The organism is Citrobacter sp. Cpo030 (assembly GCF_030333005.1).
Taxonomy (GTDB): domain Bacteria; phylum Pseudomonadota; class Gammaproteobacteria; order Enterobacterales; family Enterobacteriaceae; genus Citrobacter; species Citrobacter portucalensis.
The window spans coordinates 85,523-99,983 of sequence record NZ_JAOWGT010000047.1 but is presented as its reverse complement, the minus strand read 5'-3'; the positions used below and the strand labels follow the sequence as shown (position 1 = coordinate 99,983).

The following is a 14,461-nucleotide window of genomic DNA, read 5'->3' as shown; positions in this document are numbered from 1 at the left end:
TATTAAAGGCGGAAAACGAGTTCAAACGGCACGTCCGAATCGTATCAATGGCGAGATTCGCGCCCTGGAAGTTCGCTTAACAGGTCTGGAAGGCGAAGCTTTGGGTATTGTGAGTCTGAGAGAAGCGATCGAAAAAGCTGAAGAAGCTGGAGTAGATTTAGTTGAAATCAGCCCTAACGCCGAACCGCCAGTTTGTCGTATTATGGACTACGGCAAGTTCCTTTATGAAAAGAGTAAGTCTTCTAAGGAACAGAAGAAAAAGCAAAAAGTTATCCAGGTTAAGGAAATTAAATTCCGTCCTGGCACCGACGATGGCGATTACCAGGTAAAACTCCGCAGCCTGGTACGCTTTCTGGAAGATGGCGATAAGGCTAAGATCACGCTGCGTTTTCGCGGTCGTGAGATGGCCCACCAACAGATCGGTATGGAAGTGCTCAACCGCGTCCGTGACGATCTGAGTGAACTGGCAGTAGTCGAATCCTTCCCTACGAAGATCGAAGGCCGCCAGATGATCATGGTGCTCGCTCCTAAGAAGAAACAGTAAGGCCTTCAAGTAGCAATGTCTGTGGAGCCTACGGGTTCCACAGCCGTTGTTCGCCTACGTTTCGTTTATTAACAATGCGAAGTGGAAGTTATTAAAATGCCAAAAATTAAGACCGTACGCGGTGCTGCTAAGCGTTTCAAAAAAACCGGTGGTGGTGGATTTAAGCGTAAGCACGCAAACCTGCGTCATATTCTGACCAAAAAATCTACTAAGCGTAAACGTCACCTGCGTCCAAAAGGCCTCGTGTCTAAAGGCGATCTGGGTCTGGTTATCGCGTGCCTGCCGTACGCATAAGCCGTTAACGTTTAATTCATTTTTTTACTAAGAATATAGATACAGGAGAGCACATATGGCTCGCGTAAAACGTGGTGTAGTTGCCCGTGCACGTCACAAGAAAATTTTGAAACAAGCTAAAGGCTACTACGGTGCGCGTTCTCGCGTATACCGCGTTGCCTTCCAGGCTGTTATCAAAGCTGGTCAGTACGCTTATCGTGACCGTCGTCAGAAAAAGCGTCAGTTCCGTCAACTGTGGATTGCGCGTATCAACGCAGCAGCACGTCAGAACGGTATTTCTTACAGCAAATTCATCAACGGCCTGAAAAAAGCCTCTGTTGAAATCGACCGTAAGATCCTGGCTGACATCGCAGTATTCGACAAAGTAGCGTTCACCGCTCTGGTCGAAAAAGCGAAAGCAGCTCTGGCATAAGCCGGTGAAAAGAGGGAGCCTGGCTCCCTCTCTTTTATTTGTAGTGCAATCAATTAGTTGACAATTTATCCGTAAGCCTTTTCAATAAAGGTTGTCCGGTTTTTACCACACAAGGTAACGCAAGCATGAATGCTGCTATTTTCCGCTTCTTCTTTTACTTTAGCACCTGAACTCAGGAGGCTTGCGCGTGAATGAAGAAACGGAAAACAGCGCCTAAAAGCCTCCCTGGTGGAGGCTTTTTTTATACGCGTCATCTTTCAAGTTGTCTCTGTATTGGCTGCATTCGCTCTTTGGCCGCGTTGATACAACTTGAATGATTTTGCGTATATACGAGCGACTAGTGAATATCGCAACATAACGAGGAAAACCATGTCACATCTCGCAGAGCTGGTTGCCAGTGCAACGGCCGCCATTAACCAGGCTTCAGATGTTGCCGCGTTAGACAATGTCCGCGTCGAATATTTGGGCAAGAAAGGGCACTTGACCCTTCAGATGACAACCCTGCGCGAACTGCCGCCAGAAGAGCGCCCGGCAGCAGGTGCGGTGATTAACGAAGCTAAAGAGCAGGTACAGCAAGCGCTGAACGCACGTAAGGCCGAATTAGAAAGCGCTGCGCTGAATGCTCGTCTGGCTGAAGAAACGATCGATATCTCCCTTCCTGGGCGTCGTATCGAAAACGGCGGTCTGCATCCTGTAACGCGTACAATCGACAGGATTGAAAGTTTCTTCGGTGAGCTGGGCTTTACCGTGGCGACCGGTCCGGAAATCGAAGATGATTATCATAACTTCGATGCGCTGAATATTCCTGGCCATCATCCGGCGCGCGCTGACCACGACACTTTCTGGTTTGACGCGACGCGTCTGCTGCGCACGCAGACTTCCGGCGTGCAGATCCGCACCATGAAAGAAAAACAGCCGCCGATCCGTATTATCGCCCCGGGCCGCGTATATCGTAACGATTACGATCAGACGCACACCCCAATGTTCCACCAGATGGAAGGGCTGATTGTTGATACCAACATCAACTTCACCAACCTGAAAGGCACGCTGCACGATTTCCTGCGCAACTTCTTTGAAGAAGACCTGCAGGTTCGTTTCCGTCCTTCCTACTTCCCGTTCACTGAACCATCTGCGGAAGTTGACGTGATGGGCAAAAACGGCAAATGGCTGGAAGTGCTGGGCTGCGGGATGGTTCACCCGAACGTGTTGCGTAATGTTGGCATCGATCCGGAAATCTATTCCGGCTTTGCATTCGGTATGGGTATGGAGCGTCTGACCATGCTGCGTTACGGCGTTACCGATCTGCGTTCTTTCTTCGAAAACGATCTGCGTTTCCTCAAACAGTTTAAATAAAGGCAGGATAAAACAATGAAATTCAGTGAACTGTGGTTACGCGAATGGGTAAATCCGGCGATTGATAGCGATGCGCTGTCAAACCAAATCACGATGGCGGGTCTGGAAGTTGACGGTGTGGAACCTGTTTCCGGCGCGTTTAACGGCGTTGTGGTAGGTGAAGTGGTTGAATGCGGCCAACACCCTAACGCTGACAAACTGCGTGTCACCAAAGTGAATGTAGGCGGCGACCGCCTGCTGGATATCGTCTGCGGTGCGCCAAACTGCCGTCAGGGGTTGAAAGTGGCTGTGGCAACCGTTGGTGCCGTTCTGCCGGGCGATTTCAAAATTAAAGCCGCGAAACTGCGCGGTGAACCATCTGAAGGCATGCTGTGCTCGTTCTCCGAGCTGGGTATTTCCGACGATCATAACGGGATTATCGAACTGCCTGCCGATGCGCCAATTGGCACCGATATCCGTGAATACCTGAAGCTTGACGACAACACCATCGAAATCAGCGTCACGCCGAACCGCGCCGACTGCCTGGGTATTATCGGTGTGGCGCGTGATGTTGCTGTACTGAACAAAGCCCCGCTGGTTGAGCCGGAAATCGCGCCAGTAGCCGCGACCATTAACGACGTCCTGCCGATTCAGGTTGAAGCCGTGGAAGCCTGTCCGCGCTATCTGGGCCGCGTGGTAAAAGGCATCAATGTTAAAGCGCCGACCCCGCTGTGGATGAAAGAAAAACTGCGTCGTTGCGGTATTCGTTCTATCGATGCCGTGGTTGACGTGACTAACTATGTGCTGCTCGAACTGGGCCAGCCGATGCACGCATTCGACAAAGACCGCATTGAAGGCGGAATTGTTGTCCGTATGGCAAAAGAGGGTGAGACTCTGGTATTGCTGGACGGCAGCGAAGCGAAGCTGAATGCAGATACGCTGGTGATTGCGGACCATAACAAAGCGCTGGCGATGGGCGGCATCTTTGGTGGTGAACATTCCGGCGTGAATGATGAAACGCAAAACGTCCTGCTGGAATGTGCATTCTTCAGCCCGCTGTCTATTACCGGTCGCGCGCGTCGTCACGGTCTGCACACCGATGCTTCTCACCGCTATGAGCGTGGTGTCGATCCGGCTCTGCAGCATAAGGCCATGGAACGTGCAACGCGCCTGCTGATTGATATCTGTGGTGGCGAAGCGGGACCAGTCATTGACGTGACGAACGAAGCCACGCTACCAAAACGCGCAACCATTACGCTTCGCCGTAGCAAACTGGATCGTCTGATCGGACACCATATTGCCGATGAGCAGGTGAGCGACATTCTGCGTCGTCTGGGTTGTGACGTGACGGAAGGGCAGGATGAGTGGAAAGCGGTCGCGCCGAGCTGGCGTTTCGATATGGAAATCGAAGAAGACCTGGTCGAAGAAGTCGCCCGCGTATACGGTTATGACAATATCCCGAACACGCCGATTCAGGCGGGTCTTATCATGGGTACGCATCGTGAAGCAGATTTGTCGCTGAAACGTGTAAAAACCATGCTGAATGACAAAGGCTACCAGGAAGTCATTACCTATAGTTTCGTCGACCCGAAAGTCCAGTCGCTGCTGCACCCGGGTGAAGAAGCGCTGTTGCTGCCAAGCCCAATCTCTATTGATATGTCGGCAATGCGTTTGTCCCTGTGGACTGGCTTGCTGTCTACGGTAGTGTATAACCAGAACCGTCAGCAGAACCGCGTACGTATTTTTGAAACGGGTTTACGTTTCGTGCCAGATACGCAGGCCAACCTCGGGATCCGTCAGGATCTGATGCTGGCGGGCGTGATCTGCGGTAACCGTCATGATGAACACTGGAATCTGGCAAAAGAGACCGTTGATTTCTATGATCTGAAAGGCGATCTGGAAGCGGTTCTCGACCTGACCGGCAAACTGGCGGACATTCAGTTCAAAGCTGAAGCGAATCCAGCACTGCATCCGGGTCAGTCTGCGGCGATTTATCTGAAAGGTGAACGTATTGGTTTCATTGGGGTTGTTCATCCTGAACTGGAACGTAAACTGGATCTGAACGGTCGCACTCTGGTGTTTGAACTGGAGTGGAATAAGCTCGCAGACCGCGTGGTGCCTCAGGCGCGTGAAGTTTCTCGCTTCCCAGCGAACCGTCGCGATATCGCAGTCGTTGTGGCAGAAAACGTTCCCGCTGCGGATATTTTATCCGAGTGTAAGAAAGTTGGCGTAAATCAGGTAGTTGGCGTAAACTTATTTGACGTGTACCGCGGTAAGGGTGTTGCGGAGGGCTATAAGAGCCTCGCTATCAGCCTGATCCTTCAGGATACCAGCCGTACACTTGAAGAAGAGGAGATTGCCGCTACCGTCGCCAAATGTGTAGAGGCATTAAAAGAGCGATTCCAGGCATCATTGAGGGATTGAACCTATGGCGCTTACAAAAGCTGAAATGTCAGAATATCTGTTTGATAAGCTTGGGCTTAGCAAGCGGGATGCCAAAGAACTGGTCGAGCTGTTTTTCGAAGAGATCCGTCGTGCTCTGGAAAATGGTGAGCAGGTAAAACTCTCTGGTTTTGGTAACTTCGATCTGCGTGATAAGAATCAACGTCCGGGCCGTAACCCGAAAACGGGCGAAGATATTCCCATTACAGCACGGCGCGTGGTGACCTTCAGACCCGGACAGAAGTTAAAAAGCCGGGTTGAAAACGCAACGCCCAAAGAAGAGTGATTTAACGATACGCAGAGTATGACGCGTATAACTAAAAAGGCCGCTATGCGGCCTTTTTCCTTTTCACTACCGAATCAGCACCGTAGAATCACCTCCATCTCTTTTCAGCAGAATGGAAAACATGCTGACTTTCGCCCATCAACAGCAGCGTCGAAACGTACGCTGGATACTGTCACTGTCAGTACTTATGCTACTGGCAACGATTCTAAGCTTGTGCGCAGGAGAACAATGGATCGCTCCCGGCGACTGGTTCAGCGCCCGCGGCGATCTGTTCGTCTGGCAAATTCGACTTCCCCGTACCCTTGCCGTTTTGCTGGTAGGCGCTGCATTGGCCTTATCAGGCGCAGTGATGCAAGCTCTGTTTGAAAACCCGCTCGCAGAGCCTGGATTACTGGGCGTATCTAACGGCGCGGGAGTCGGGCTTATCGCGGCGGTGCTGCTGGGGCAGGGGCAACTCCCCGGCTGGGCGTTGGGCCTTTGCGCCATTGCCGGGGCGCTGATTATCACGCTTATTTTGCTACGTTTCGCCCGTCGACATCTGTCTACCAGCCGTCTGCTGCTGGCGGGGGTGGCGCTGGGGATAATCTGTAGCGCGCTGATGACATGGGCTATCTACTTCTCTACCTCGTTTGACTTACGACAGCTGATGTACTGGATGATGGGGGGCTTCGGTGGCGTAGACTGGCATCAGGCTTGGCTCATGGTGGCGTTGATTCCGGTACTGGTGTGGATCTGCTGTCAGTCGCAGCCGATGAATATGCTGGCGTTAGGAGAAACTTCTGCGCGTCAGCTGGGACTGCCATTATGGTTCTGGCGCAACCTGCTGGTGGTTGCCACAGGCTGGATGGTTGGCGTGAGCGTGGCTCTGGCAGGGGCGATTGGTTTTATTGGGCTTGTGATCCCGCATATTTTGCGACTGTGCGGCCTCACCGATCACCGTGTTTTACTGCCAGGTTGTGCGTTGGCTGGCGCAATCGCATTATTGTTTGCTGATGTTGTCGCGCGTTTGGTGCTGGCCTCGGCTGAGTTACCTATCGGCGTGGTAACGGCCACTATGGGTGCGCCGGTATTTATCTGGCTATTGTTAAAAGCCGCGCGCTAGAACGCGTTGGTTCGGTCTATGATTAAAAACTGAAAATCCACCTGTTGTTCTGGAGATGCTATGCAAAACACTATCCTCGATACAGAAGTGACGACCATCGACGGCGAGGTTACCTCACTGCAGCCGTATTCCGGGAATGTGCTGTTAATCGTCAACGTTGCTTCAAAATGTGGGCTGACGCCGCAGTACGAGCAACTGGAGAATCTGCAGAAAGCCTGGCACCAACAGGGCTTCAGCGTTCTTGGTTTCCCTTGCAATCAGTTTCTGGGCCAGGAGCCGGGCAGCGAAGAGGAAATAAAAACGTACTGCAGTACCACATGGGGCGTAACTTTCCCGATGTTCAGCAAAATTGACGTCAACGGCGAGGGACGCCATCCGCTGTATCAGAAGCTGATTGATGCCGCGCCAACGGCCGTTGCGCCTGCGGACAGTGGGTTCTACGAGCGAATGGCGAGCAAAGGTCGTGCGCCGCTCTACCCGGACGATATCCTGTGGAATTTCGAGAAGTTTTTAGTGGGTCGTGATGGAAAAGTGCTGCAACGATTCTCACCGGATATGACGCCTGAGGATCCCATCCTGGTGCAAACCATCAAGCAGGCGCTGGCAAACTAATGTCTCGATTGATGCAGCTACAGGACGTCGCGGAATCGACCCGTCTCGGCCCGCTTTCTGGTGAGATAAAAGCAGGAGAGATCTTGCATTTAGTGGGACCAAACGGTGCCGGAAAAAGTACGCTGTTGGCGCGTATGGCGGGTCTGACAAACGGAGAGGGCAGTATCACTTTTGGTGATATGCCGTTGGAGGAATGGCCGGCCGCCAGGCTGGCGCAATATCGCGCCTATCTTGCGCAACAGCAAAATCCGCCGTTTGCCATGCCGGTCTGGCATTTTCTGACACTGCATCAACCCGACAAAGAACGCACCGATCTGTTACAGGAGATCGCCGATGCGCTCGGTCTGGGAGATAAACTGGGGCGCGGCGTGAACCAACTCTCCGGCGGTGAGTGGCAGCGTGTGCGCCTGGCTGCGGTTATCCTGCAGATTTGCCCACAAGCGAATCCATTAGGTCAGCTTTTACTGCTGGATGAGCCGATGAACAGTCTGGACGTCGCGCAACAAAACGCACTGGACCGACTGTTGAGTCAGCTGTGTTTGCAGGGCATAGCGATTGTGATGAGTAGCCATGACCTTAATCACACCTTACGCCATGCGCATAAAGCCTGGCTACTCAAACGCGGGAAACTGCTTGCCAGTGGTGCACGAGATACGGTACTGACGCCGGCCAATCTGTCTGCGGCCTATGGCGTCAACTTCCGACGTTTGGATATTGAAGGGCACAGAATGCTCATATCAACCACTTAAGTGAAATGGGTTCTTGAAAATCATATAATTTCCACGCTAAATTGGCATAAAAATAAAATTCAGAGGATTCGTACTGAATGCGCTTTTGGCTCCTTTTCATCACAGCATTGTTTTTGGCGGGCTGCAGCAGCCATCGTGCGCCTGCGCCAAATGCCCGCTTGTCGGATTCTATTGCCGTTATCGCCGGTCTTAATGATCAGCTCCAAACCTGGCATGGCACACCCTATCGTTATGGCGGTATGAGTCGTAGTGGGGTGGATTGTTCTGGATTTGTTTTGATGACGATGCGCGATAAATTCGACCTGCAACTTCCGCGCGATACGCGTACGCAATCAAAGATTGGTACCGAAATTGATAAAGATGATTTGCTGCCAGGCGATCTGGTTTTCTTTAAAACCGGGTCTGGGGAAAGCGGTCTGCATGTTGGTATTTACGATACCAATAATCAGTTTATTCATGCTTCAACCAGCCGTGGCGTGATGCGCTCGTCTCTGGATAACGTTTACTGGCGTAAAAACTTTTGGCAGGCACGACGTATTTAATCCCCCGTAACTCCGAGGCTGCCATCGAGTGTGCAGCCTCAACATCACCATTTGAAAGTTAACTTTTATTTCTGCTTTTGGTTAGACAATACCCCTGAACATTAAGAGCGTATCTTGCTAAAAATATGATTTATTCCGAGATATTAAAAAGTGCAAAGCTGGATATTCGCTTATAATCAGGATAAGCTAAAAAAAAGGATTCGATTTACCGGCTAAAAAGGGAAAAATGAAAGGGCCTCTACTTGCATCAGCAGTAACGTATTTCTCCATCCTTTGCTACAGGATGCCGGATAACACCCATGCAGCGGGGCTGGCACGATGATTGTTTCACTGGATAATCTTTACCATTCTGAGTTCTCTTTTCTTCCTGCGAGAAGCGAAAAAGGCGATCTTGAATTCGTCGATATCATCACCAGTTTCGCCAGTGCGCATGGAGATGTGCGTATACCCACCGAGCTGGTCCTACCTCGGATGTCAGACGACGAACAATGTCGTTTATTTGTAGAAAAACTAGAATTAATCGAAACGTGCCAACATTTTTTTATTCAGCGAAAAGTATCCGCCTGGATTAATTTAACGCCAGCAGTTGCTAATACTTTATTATCAGATACTGAACTTGCTTCACAAGTTGAACGATTTTCATTTCTGGAGCTGACTATTAATGAAAGCTATCCGGAGTTAAACAAAGGTAAAGATAATCCAATATTGGCCGCACTTGCTGCGCGATTTCCATTAGTCCTGACAAACTATGGTTCTGGTGGTATATCAACACGGGCAATTTTTGACGGCCTGTTCAAACGCGTCGTGCTGGATAAAAACTTTGTTCAACAAAGGATTACACATATTTCGTTTGAACCGTTTATGCGGGCTATTCTGGCGCAACTATCGCCCAGCTGTGAGTCAATAATCATTAGCGGAATTGATACACAAGAGATGCTGGAGCGCGTCTTGCCTGTGGGATTCAGTGCCATGCAGGGAGGATTGTGGCCTGCGGTGCCTCCTGCGCAGATAATTTCGCTCGCTAAGATATAACCCTTTTATTTGCTGGTGTTTAACAGGCTATTAACAGTCTACACTAGAGGCAGGAGGCCCTATGACCCTGTCTTTTACCACTCGCTGGCGTGATGAACTACCAGCAACCTATACCGCGCTTTCACCCACCCCTCTGAAAAACGCGCGCCTTATCTGGCATAACGATGCGCTGGCGGAGCAATTAGCAATTCCTGCGGCGCTATTTGATATTCCGACTGGTGCAGGCGTTTGGGGAGGCGAATCGTTGCTTCCCGGGATGTCGCCTTTAGCCCAGGTTTATAGTGGGCATCAGTTCGGCGTCTGGGCTGGTCAGCTTGGCGACGGACGTGGGATCCTGCTGGGCGAACAACACCTCGCGGATGGTTCAACGTTTGACTGGCACCTGAAAGGCGCCGGACTCACGCCGTATTCCCGCATGGGTGATGGGCGTGCCGTGCTGCGCTCGACCATTCGTGAAAGCCTGGCCAGTGAAGCGATGCATTACTTGGGAATACCGACCACGCGGGCATTGTCGATTGTCACCAGCGACACGCCGGTTTATCGCGAAACGGTCGAAGCGGGGGCGATGCTCATTCGCGTGGCGCAAAGCCATATGCGGTTTGGCCATTTTGAGCATTTTTACTATCGCCGAGAGCCGGAAAAAGTGCGCCAGTTGGCTGACTTTGCGATTCGCCATTACTGGCCGCAATGGCAGGAAGAAGCCGATAAGTATCAGCTGTGGTTTAACGATGTTGTCACGCGTACTGCGACGTTAATCGCTGACTGGCAGGCGGTAGGATTTGCACATGGTGTTATGAACACGGACAACATGTCGATTCTGGGTCTGACGATGGATTACGGTCCATTCGGTTTTCTTGATGATTACGTGCCCGATTATATCTGCAACCACTCTGACAACCAGGGGCGATACAGTTTCGATAATCAACCGGCCGCCGCGTTGTGGAACCTGCAACGTCTGGCGCAAACCCTGTCGCCATTTATCCCGGTCGAGGCGCTCAATGATGCGCTGGACAGTTACCAGCTGGCGCTGTTAACTCGCTACGGTCAGCGGATGCGGCAAAAGCTCGGCTTCTTTAGCGAGCAGAAAGACGATAACGAACTGCTTAGCGAACTGTTTAGCCTGATGGCGCGAGAAAGAAGCGACTATACGCGAACGTTTCGCATGCTCAGCGAAACGGAGCAGCACAGTGCGCAATCTCCGTTGCGCGATGAGTTTATCGACCGCGCAGCATTTGACGACTGGTTCACGCGGTATCGCTCGCGCCTTCAGCAAGACAATATTGCCGATGCAGTCAGACAAACACAGATGAAGGCGACAAATCCGGCGATGGTATTACGTAACTGGCTGGCGCAACGGGCGATTAGTCAGGCAGAGCAGGGGGATTACGCGGAACTGCACCGGTTGCACCAGGCGTTGCGTACCCCGTTTGCCGATCGTGATGATGACTATGCCAGCCGTCCACCTGACTGGGGCAAACGGCTGGAAGTGAGTTGTTCAAGCTAAGGGGCCAGAAATACCTGCGGGGAGGCGTTGGCCGGATGCTGGCCAACGTGTACCTGAGCACCGTACCAGCGCTTCAGATCATCGGCCTGTAACACAGTTTCCGGTGTTCCCTGCGACACCAGCCTGCCGTTGTGCAGCAGCACTATTCTGTCTGCCCACAGTGCAGCGAGGTTCAGATCGTGAAGCACAATGCACACATGCAGCCCACCCGAAGCGGTTAGCGTTTTTAGCATGCGCAACAAATGCTGCTGGTGGTAAAGATCCAGCGCGGAGGTCGGTTCATCAAGGAATAACCAACCGCGAGGTGCACCGTCGCACCAGAGTTGCGCCAGCGCACGGGCTAACTGCACTCGCTGTTGCTCGCCGCCGGAAAGCGCGGCGTATTGCCGGCCTGCCAGAGGCGTACATCCGGTCATCTCCATTACCTGTGCAATAAGCCCAGGTTCCGGTCGTTGGCTCCAGGGCGCGCGCCCCATCGTGATGACGGCCTCTACCGGCCAGTCAAACCCCAACTGTGTTTGCTGACGCATCACCGCCCGGTGTCGTGACAGCTTCTGGGTAGGCCACTCCTCCAGCGGTTTGCCCGACAGCACGCAGCGCCCGGTAGCCGGTTTCAGAAAACCGGTCAGCAAGCGTAGCAGAGTGGATTTCCCCGCACCGTTTGGGCCGATCAGCGCCACCAGTTCACCTTTTTTAAGGGCGAGCGATACATTGTCAATTACCGCTCTGCCAGCTACGTGATAATGAAGCTCTTCAGCGATGAAATGCTCAGCCATGCGGTCCTCGCTGACGAAAAATAAGCCATAAAAACCACGGTGCGCCGAGAAGACTGGTCAACAGTCCGACCGGCATCTCCGCAGGCGCAACCGCCGTACGGGCCAGTGTGTCTGCAATCAGCAATAAAAACGCGCCCGCCAGCACGGAACCCGGAATAACGGCCCGATGGTCTGAGCCGAGCCACATACGTATTAAATGTGGGATGACCAACCCGATAAAGCCAATCACGCCGCTTACCGCCACGGCTGAGGCAACCAGTAATGCGCTACAAAGCAGCAAAATACGCTGGATTGTACGCACATCAACGCCGAGATAATGCGCCTCTTCCTCACCCAACTGCAGAAGATTCAGCGCCGGAGCAAGTCGCCAGATGATCAGCACCGTCGGGATTGTCAGTGAAGTGACAGCCAACAGTGTGGACCACTGCGCGGCCCCCAGACTTCCCATTCCCCATAGCGACAGCTGGCGCAGTTGCGCATCATTACTGACCCACGACAAAACGCCAACCGCCGCCCCACAGAGCGCGTTAATGGCAATGCCGACCAGCAGCAGGCGTGAGAGTGAACCGTCGCGCTGTTGGCTAAGGATAAAAATCACTACGGTTGCCGCCAGAGCGCCGAAAAAAGCGGCCAGCATTGGAGCATACAACATCAGCAGCGCGGGCAAGGAGACAGGCAGCACCACCCACAGGGCCACAGCGCAGGCGGCACCACTGCTTATTCCCAGTAATCCAGGGTCTGCAAGTGGATTGCGAAACAACCCCTGCATCACGCAGCCAGCGAGCGCCAGAGAGCCGCCAATCACCAGCGCCAGCAGGACGCGGGGCAGACGAATCGTGAGCCAGATTTGACGCAGTGCCTCATCGCCATCACGCCAGAGCAGACTTACCGGCAGGCGCAACGCGCCAAAACCGGTAGCCAGAACCGTCATTACAACCAGCATCAATGCCAACATCCACAACGAACAGGTGATCCGCCGGGACATCAGGGCAATTGCTCCGCTTTAGCACGAAGCTGCAAAATAGCCTGTGGCGTGCGAACGCTGAAGCCCAACAGCGCCATATCGTCAACCTGCAATACCTGTTTATTCCTGCCGGCAGGTGTTTGCGCAAGTCCCGGTAGCGCCCACAGGTTTGCCTCGCCACCCATCGCCTTAACACCTTCTTGTGAAATCACTACCAGATCGGGCTGGCTGGCAATGACGCCTTCTTGTGACAGCTGCTGATAGCGATTAACGCCCTGCATCGCGTTGCGTAGACCTGCGGCACGAATCGCCGCATCGGCTCCGGTTTGCTGGCCCGCCGCCATCGCGGTCATTCCGCCATGATTGAGAATAAACAGCACACGTTTATTCAGTTCAGACGACGGGAGCGTCGCCAGTTCCTGACGTAACGTTGCGCGCAGCGTTTCGCCGTCGGCCTCCCGATGAGTAGCCTCGGCGATAACCCGAACTTTTTCATCAATCGCGTTAAGATCGTTGCTTGCTGGGATCGTGACAACCCTGACGTTGCTCTGCTCGATCTGTTTTAACACCAGAGAAGGCTGCGCCTGCGCGCTGGCAAGGACCAGCGTAGGGCGGGTAGCCAGGATCCCTTCGGCGTTGAGCTGGCGCAAATAACCAACATCAGGTAACGCGGTTGCCGCAGCAGGCCACTGGCTGGTGCTGTCTCTCGCCACAAGGGAGGGTTGTGCTCCCAGTGCGTATACGATCTCGGTGACATCGCCACCGAGGGCAACAACTCGCTCCTCAGGCGCAGCAAGTGCCGCGAGGGGCAGCAGCGCGATCAGGGTCAGCAGTTTTTTCATGCAGCCAGTCCTTTCGGCGTCAGAGCGTCAATCTGTGCGCGCCATTGCGTCTGCTCCGGCTCGCCTTCCGTACGTTGACCATACAGTTGTGCGATTTGCGTACCGTCGGCAGCAAACAGTTCCAGACTGGTGACGTGACCATCGGCGGTCGGTTTGCGCGTCACCCACGTTTCGGCCACGCTCTCTTCCAGCAGATGCAGGGTAAAGGTTGGGTTGAAGATGTTCAGCCAGCCTTTCATCGGTACCAGTTTTTCAATCACGCCGGTAAAAATCTGTACGCAGCCGCGGTTACCCACAAAAACCATAATTTCGTTGCCATCCTGACGCGCGGTGTCGAGTAACTGCGCCAGTGCACTATTAGAAACCTTACAGGCCAGATCGTCGCCCACCAGATTAAATGCCTGTTGGCGGGTGAGTTCATGGCGTTTCAGCAGACCGAAGAACTGGTGGACATCGGTCATCGCTCGCCACTCTTGATCAACGGTCTGTGCATCGACCGTGACGGCGGCAGGCGCAGAATTGTTGGCGGGTTGCAGCACCAGCGGCGGATTTTCTGCAAAGATGAAACGGGTCAGCAACGCCGCCCATTCCTCAACGAGGGTATTTTGCGTGGTATAGACCTTCAGCAGTGCGTCTCCCTGATGGTCGAAGAACTGAATGCTCTGACGCTCACCATGGGCGGTTGTTTCGCTGATATGAAAGGTGCTGGCCCACTGATTCAGGAACAGACGCAGATCGAGGGCGCGCGGATTGAGAACCAGCCCAGCATGGCCGTTGAGGTGCTGATTGGTAAAAGCACCCACCTGCTCATGTACTGCGTATTCATTGCGGCAAATACATTTGGTTTCGCCCACTGTTTCCAGTGCGCTGAGAATTTCACGCACTTCGCCACGTAAGCGCCAGGCGTCGTGACCGACACGTGCAAAGGTCAGTTCGGCTTCGCTAATATTCATCAACCCCGCAATATCACGTGCGTATTTGCCAGGATTTTCTTTCTTCAGTTCCAGCCAGCGTGTGTAATGATTCAT

The 14,461-nt window shown here is 53.0% G+C and carries 17 protein-coding genes and 1 other annotated feature; of the genes, 13 read left to right on the top strand and 4 right to left on the bottom strand.

Annotated features, from left to right (window positions below):
- Position 1: 1 nt before the first annotated feature.
- The 13 genes from infC to selO all read left to right on the top strand — a co-directional run bounded on the left by infC (position 2) and on the right by selO (position 10,851).
- Entirely contained in the window at positions 2-544 is a 543-nt protein-coding gene (gene infC, locus OGY37_RS05540) for a translation initiation factor IF-3 (RefSeq protein WP_048997935.1), read from the top strand.
- Positions 545-640: 96 nt separating this feature from the next.
- On the top strand, positions 641-838 hold the full coding sequence (gene rpmI, locus OGY37_RS05535; RefSeq protein ID WP_003030583.1) for a 50S ribosomal protein L35: 198 nt from the start codon (positions 641-643) through the stop codon (positions 836-838).
- Positions 839-893: 55 nt separating this feature from the next.
- Positions 894-1,250, top strand: a complete 357-nt coding sequence (gene rplT, locus OGY37_RS05530) for a 50S ribosomal protein L20 (protein ID WP_003030578.1) — start codon at positions 894-896, stop codon at positions 1,248-1,250.
- A gap of 120 nt (positions 1,251-1,370) precedes the next feature.
- Positions 1,371-1,495 (top strand) — a sequence feature (Phe leader region).
- Entirely contained in the window at positions 1,376-1,420 is a 45-nt protein-coding gene (gene pheM, locus OGY37_RS05525; RefSeq protein ID WP_001386830.1) for a pheST operon leader peptide PheM, read from the top strand. It overlaps the preceding feature by 45 nt.
- 124 nt (positions 1,496-1,619) lie before the next feature.
- Positions 1,620-2,603: a phenylalanine--tRNA ligase subunit alpha gene (gene pheS, locus OGY37_RS05520; RefSeq protein WP_003832580.1), complete on the top strand. Its 984-nt coding sequence runs from the start codon at positions 1,620-1,622 to the stop codon at positions 2,601-2,603.
- Between the two features lie 15 nt (positions 2,604-2,618).
- A complete protein-coding gene (gene pheT / locus OGY37_RS05515) occupies positions 2,619-5,006 on the top strand; it encodes a phenylalanine--tRNA ligase subunit beta (protein ID WP_149280863.1) in 2,388 nt (795 codons plus the stop codon).
- Positions 5,007-5,010: 4 nt separating this feature from the next.
- Entirely contained in the window at positions 5,011-5,310 is a 300-nt protein-coding gene (gene ihfA / locus OGY37_RS05510) for an integration host factor subunit alpha (protein ID WP_003030571.1), read from the top strand.
- Between the two features lie 121 nt (positions 5,311-5,431).
- Positions 5,432-6,412, top strand: a complete 981-nt coding sequence (gene btuC, locus OGY37_RS05505) for a vitamin B12 ABC transporter permease BtuC (RefSeq protein ID WP_003832584.1) — start codon at positions 5,432-5,434, stop codon at positions 6,410-6,412.
- Positions 6,413-6,472: 60 nt separating this feature from the next.
- A complete protein-coding gene (locus tag OGY37_RS05500; protein ID WP_003832585.1) occupies positions 6,473-7,024 on the top strand; it encodes a glutathione peroxidase in 552 nt (183 codons plus the stop codon).
- Positions 7,024-7,773 carry a vitamin B12 ABC transporter ATP-binding protein BtuD gene (gene btuD, locus OGY37_RS05495; protein ID WP_126318325.1) on the top strand — a complete coding sequence of 250 codons (750 nt, stop codon included), beginning with the start codon at positions 7,024-7,026 and terminating at the stop codon, positions 7,771-7,773. The genes OGY37_RS05500 and btuD overlap by 1 nt, the downstream gene beginning before the upstream one ends.
- Positions 7,774-7,850: 77 nt before the next feature.
- Positions 7,851-8,315, top strand: a complete 465-nt coding sequence (locus tag OGY37_RS05490) for an NlpC/P60 family protein (RefSeq protein WP_003832591.1) — start codon at positions 7,851-7,853, stop codon at positions 8,313-8,315.
- A 318-nt stretch (positions 8,316-8,633) separates the two neighbouring features.
- Positions 8,634-9,347 carry an EAL domain-containing protein gene (locus OGY37_RS05485; protein WP_003832592.1) on the top strand — a complete coding sequence of 238 codons (714 nt, stop codon included), beginning with the start codon at positions 8,634-8,636 and terminating at the stop codon, positions 9,345-9,347.
- A 61-nt stretch (positions 9,348-9,408) separates the two neighbouring features.
- Positions 9,409-10,851, top strand: a complete 1,443-nt coding sequence (gene selO, locus OGY37_RS05480) for a protein adenylyltransferase SelO (RefSeq protein WP_126318323.1) — start codon at positions 9,409-9,411, stop codon at positions 10,849-10,851.
- Here selO and OGY37_RS05475 read toward each other — a convergent pair.
- Genes OGY37_RS05475 through chuS form a run of 4 tightly spaced genes read right to left on the bottom strand, consistent with a single transcriptional unit; the run spans position 10,848 to position 14,461 of the window.
- A complete protein-coding gene (locus OGY37_RS05475; protein ID WP_126318321.1) occupies positions 10,848-11,627 on the bottom strand; it encodes a heme ABC transporter ATP-binding protein in 780 nt (259 codons plus the stop codon). The genes selO and OGY37_RS05475 overlap by 4 nt on opposite strands.
- Entirely contained in the window at positions 11,620-12,612 is a 993-nt protein-coding gene (locus tag OGY37_RS05470) for a FecCD family ABC transporter permease (protein ID WP_003832595.1), read from the bottom strand. Before OGY37_RS05470 ends, OGY37_RS05475 begins: the two co-directional genes overlap by 8 nt.
- The gene (locus OGY37_RS05465; RefSeq protein ID WP_286620309.1) at positions 12,612-13,433 is read right to left on the bottom strand and encodes a heme/hemin ABC transporter substrate-binding protein; all 822 of its coding nucleotides are present in this window, start codon (positions 13,431-13,433) and stop codon (positions 12,612-12,614) included. Before OGY37_RS05465 ends, OGY37_RS05470 begins: the two co-directional genes overlap by 1 nt.
- Positions 13,430-14,461, bottom strand: coding sequence for a hematinate-forming heme oxygenase ChuS (gene chuS, locus OGY37_RS05460; protein ID WP_126318316.1), 1,032 nt, complete (start codon positions 14,459-14,461; stop codon positions 13,430-13,432). The genes OGY37_RS05465 and chuS overlap by 4 nt, the downstream gene beginning before the upstream one ends.

What these genes read in the sequence shown, in the direction of transcription:
- rpmI (WP_003030583.1), top strand. Translation starts at nt 641, where the DNA reads ATGCCAAAAATTAAGACCGTACGCGGTGCTGCTAAGCGTTTCAAAAAA.
- rplT (WP_003030578.1), top strand. Translation starts at nt 894, where the DNA reads ATGGCTCGCGTAAAACGTGGTGTAGTTGCCCGTGCACGTCACAAGAAA.
- pheS (WP_003832580.1), top strand. Translation starts at nt 1,620, where the DNA reads ATGTCACATCTCGCAGAGCTGGTTGCCAGTGCAACGGCCGCCATTAAC.
- pheT (WP_149280863.1), top strand. Translation starts at nt 2,619, where the DNA reads ATGAAATTCAGTGAACTGTGGTTACGCGAATGGGTAAATCCGGCGATT.
- ihfA (WP_003030571.1), top strand. Translation starts at nt 5,011, where the DNA reads ATGGCGCTTACAAAAGCTGAAATGTCAGAATATCTGTTTGATAAGCTT.
- btuC (WP_003832584.1), top strand. Translation starts at nt 5,432, where the DNA reads ATGCTGACTTTCGCCCATCAACAGCAGCGTCGAAACGTACGCTGGATA.
- OGY37_RS05500 (WP_003832585.1), top strand. Translation starts at nt 6,473, where the DNA reads ATGCAAAACACTATCCTCGATACAGAAGTGACGACCATCGACGGCGAG.
- btuD (WP_126318325.1), top strand. Translation starts at nt 7,024, where the DNA reads ATGTCTCGATTGATGCAGCTACAGGACGTCGCGGAATCGACCCGTCTC.
- OGY37_RS05490 (WP_003832591.1), top strand. Translation starts at nt 7,851, where the DNA reads ATGCGCTTTTGGCTCCTTTTCATCACAGCATTGTTTTTGGCGGGCTGC.
- OGY37_RS05485 (WP_003832592.1), top strand. Translation starts at nt 8,634, where the DNA reads ATGATTGTTTCACTGGATAATCTTTACCATTCTGAGTTCTCTTTTCTT.
- selO (WP_126318323.1), top strand. Translation starts at nt 9,409, where the DNA reads ATGACCCTGTCTTTTACCACTCGCTGGCGTGATGAACTACCAGCAACC.
- OGY37_RS05475 (WP_126318321.1), bottom strand. Translation starts at nt 11,627, where the DNA reads ATGGCTGAGCATTTCATCGCTGAAGAGCTTCATTATCACGTAGCTGGC.
- OGY37_RS05470 (WP_003832595.1), bottom strand. Translation starts at nt 12,612, where the DNA reads ATGTCCCGGCGGATCACCTGTTCGTTGTGGATGTTGGCATTGATGCTG.
- OGY37_RS05465 (WP_286620309.1), bottom strand. Translation starts at nt 13,433, where the DNA reads ATGAAAAAACTGCTGACCCTGATCGCGCTGCTGCCCCTCGCGGCACTT.
- chuS (WP_126318316.1), bottom strand. Translation starts at nt 14,461, where the DNA reads ATGAATCATTACACACGCTGGCTGGAACTGAAGAAAGAAAATCCTGGC.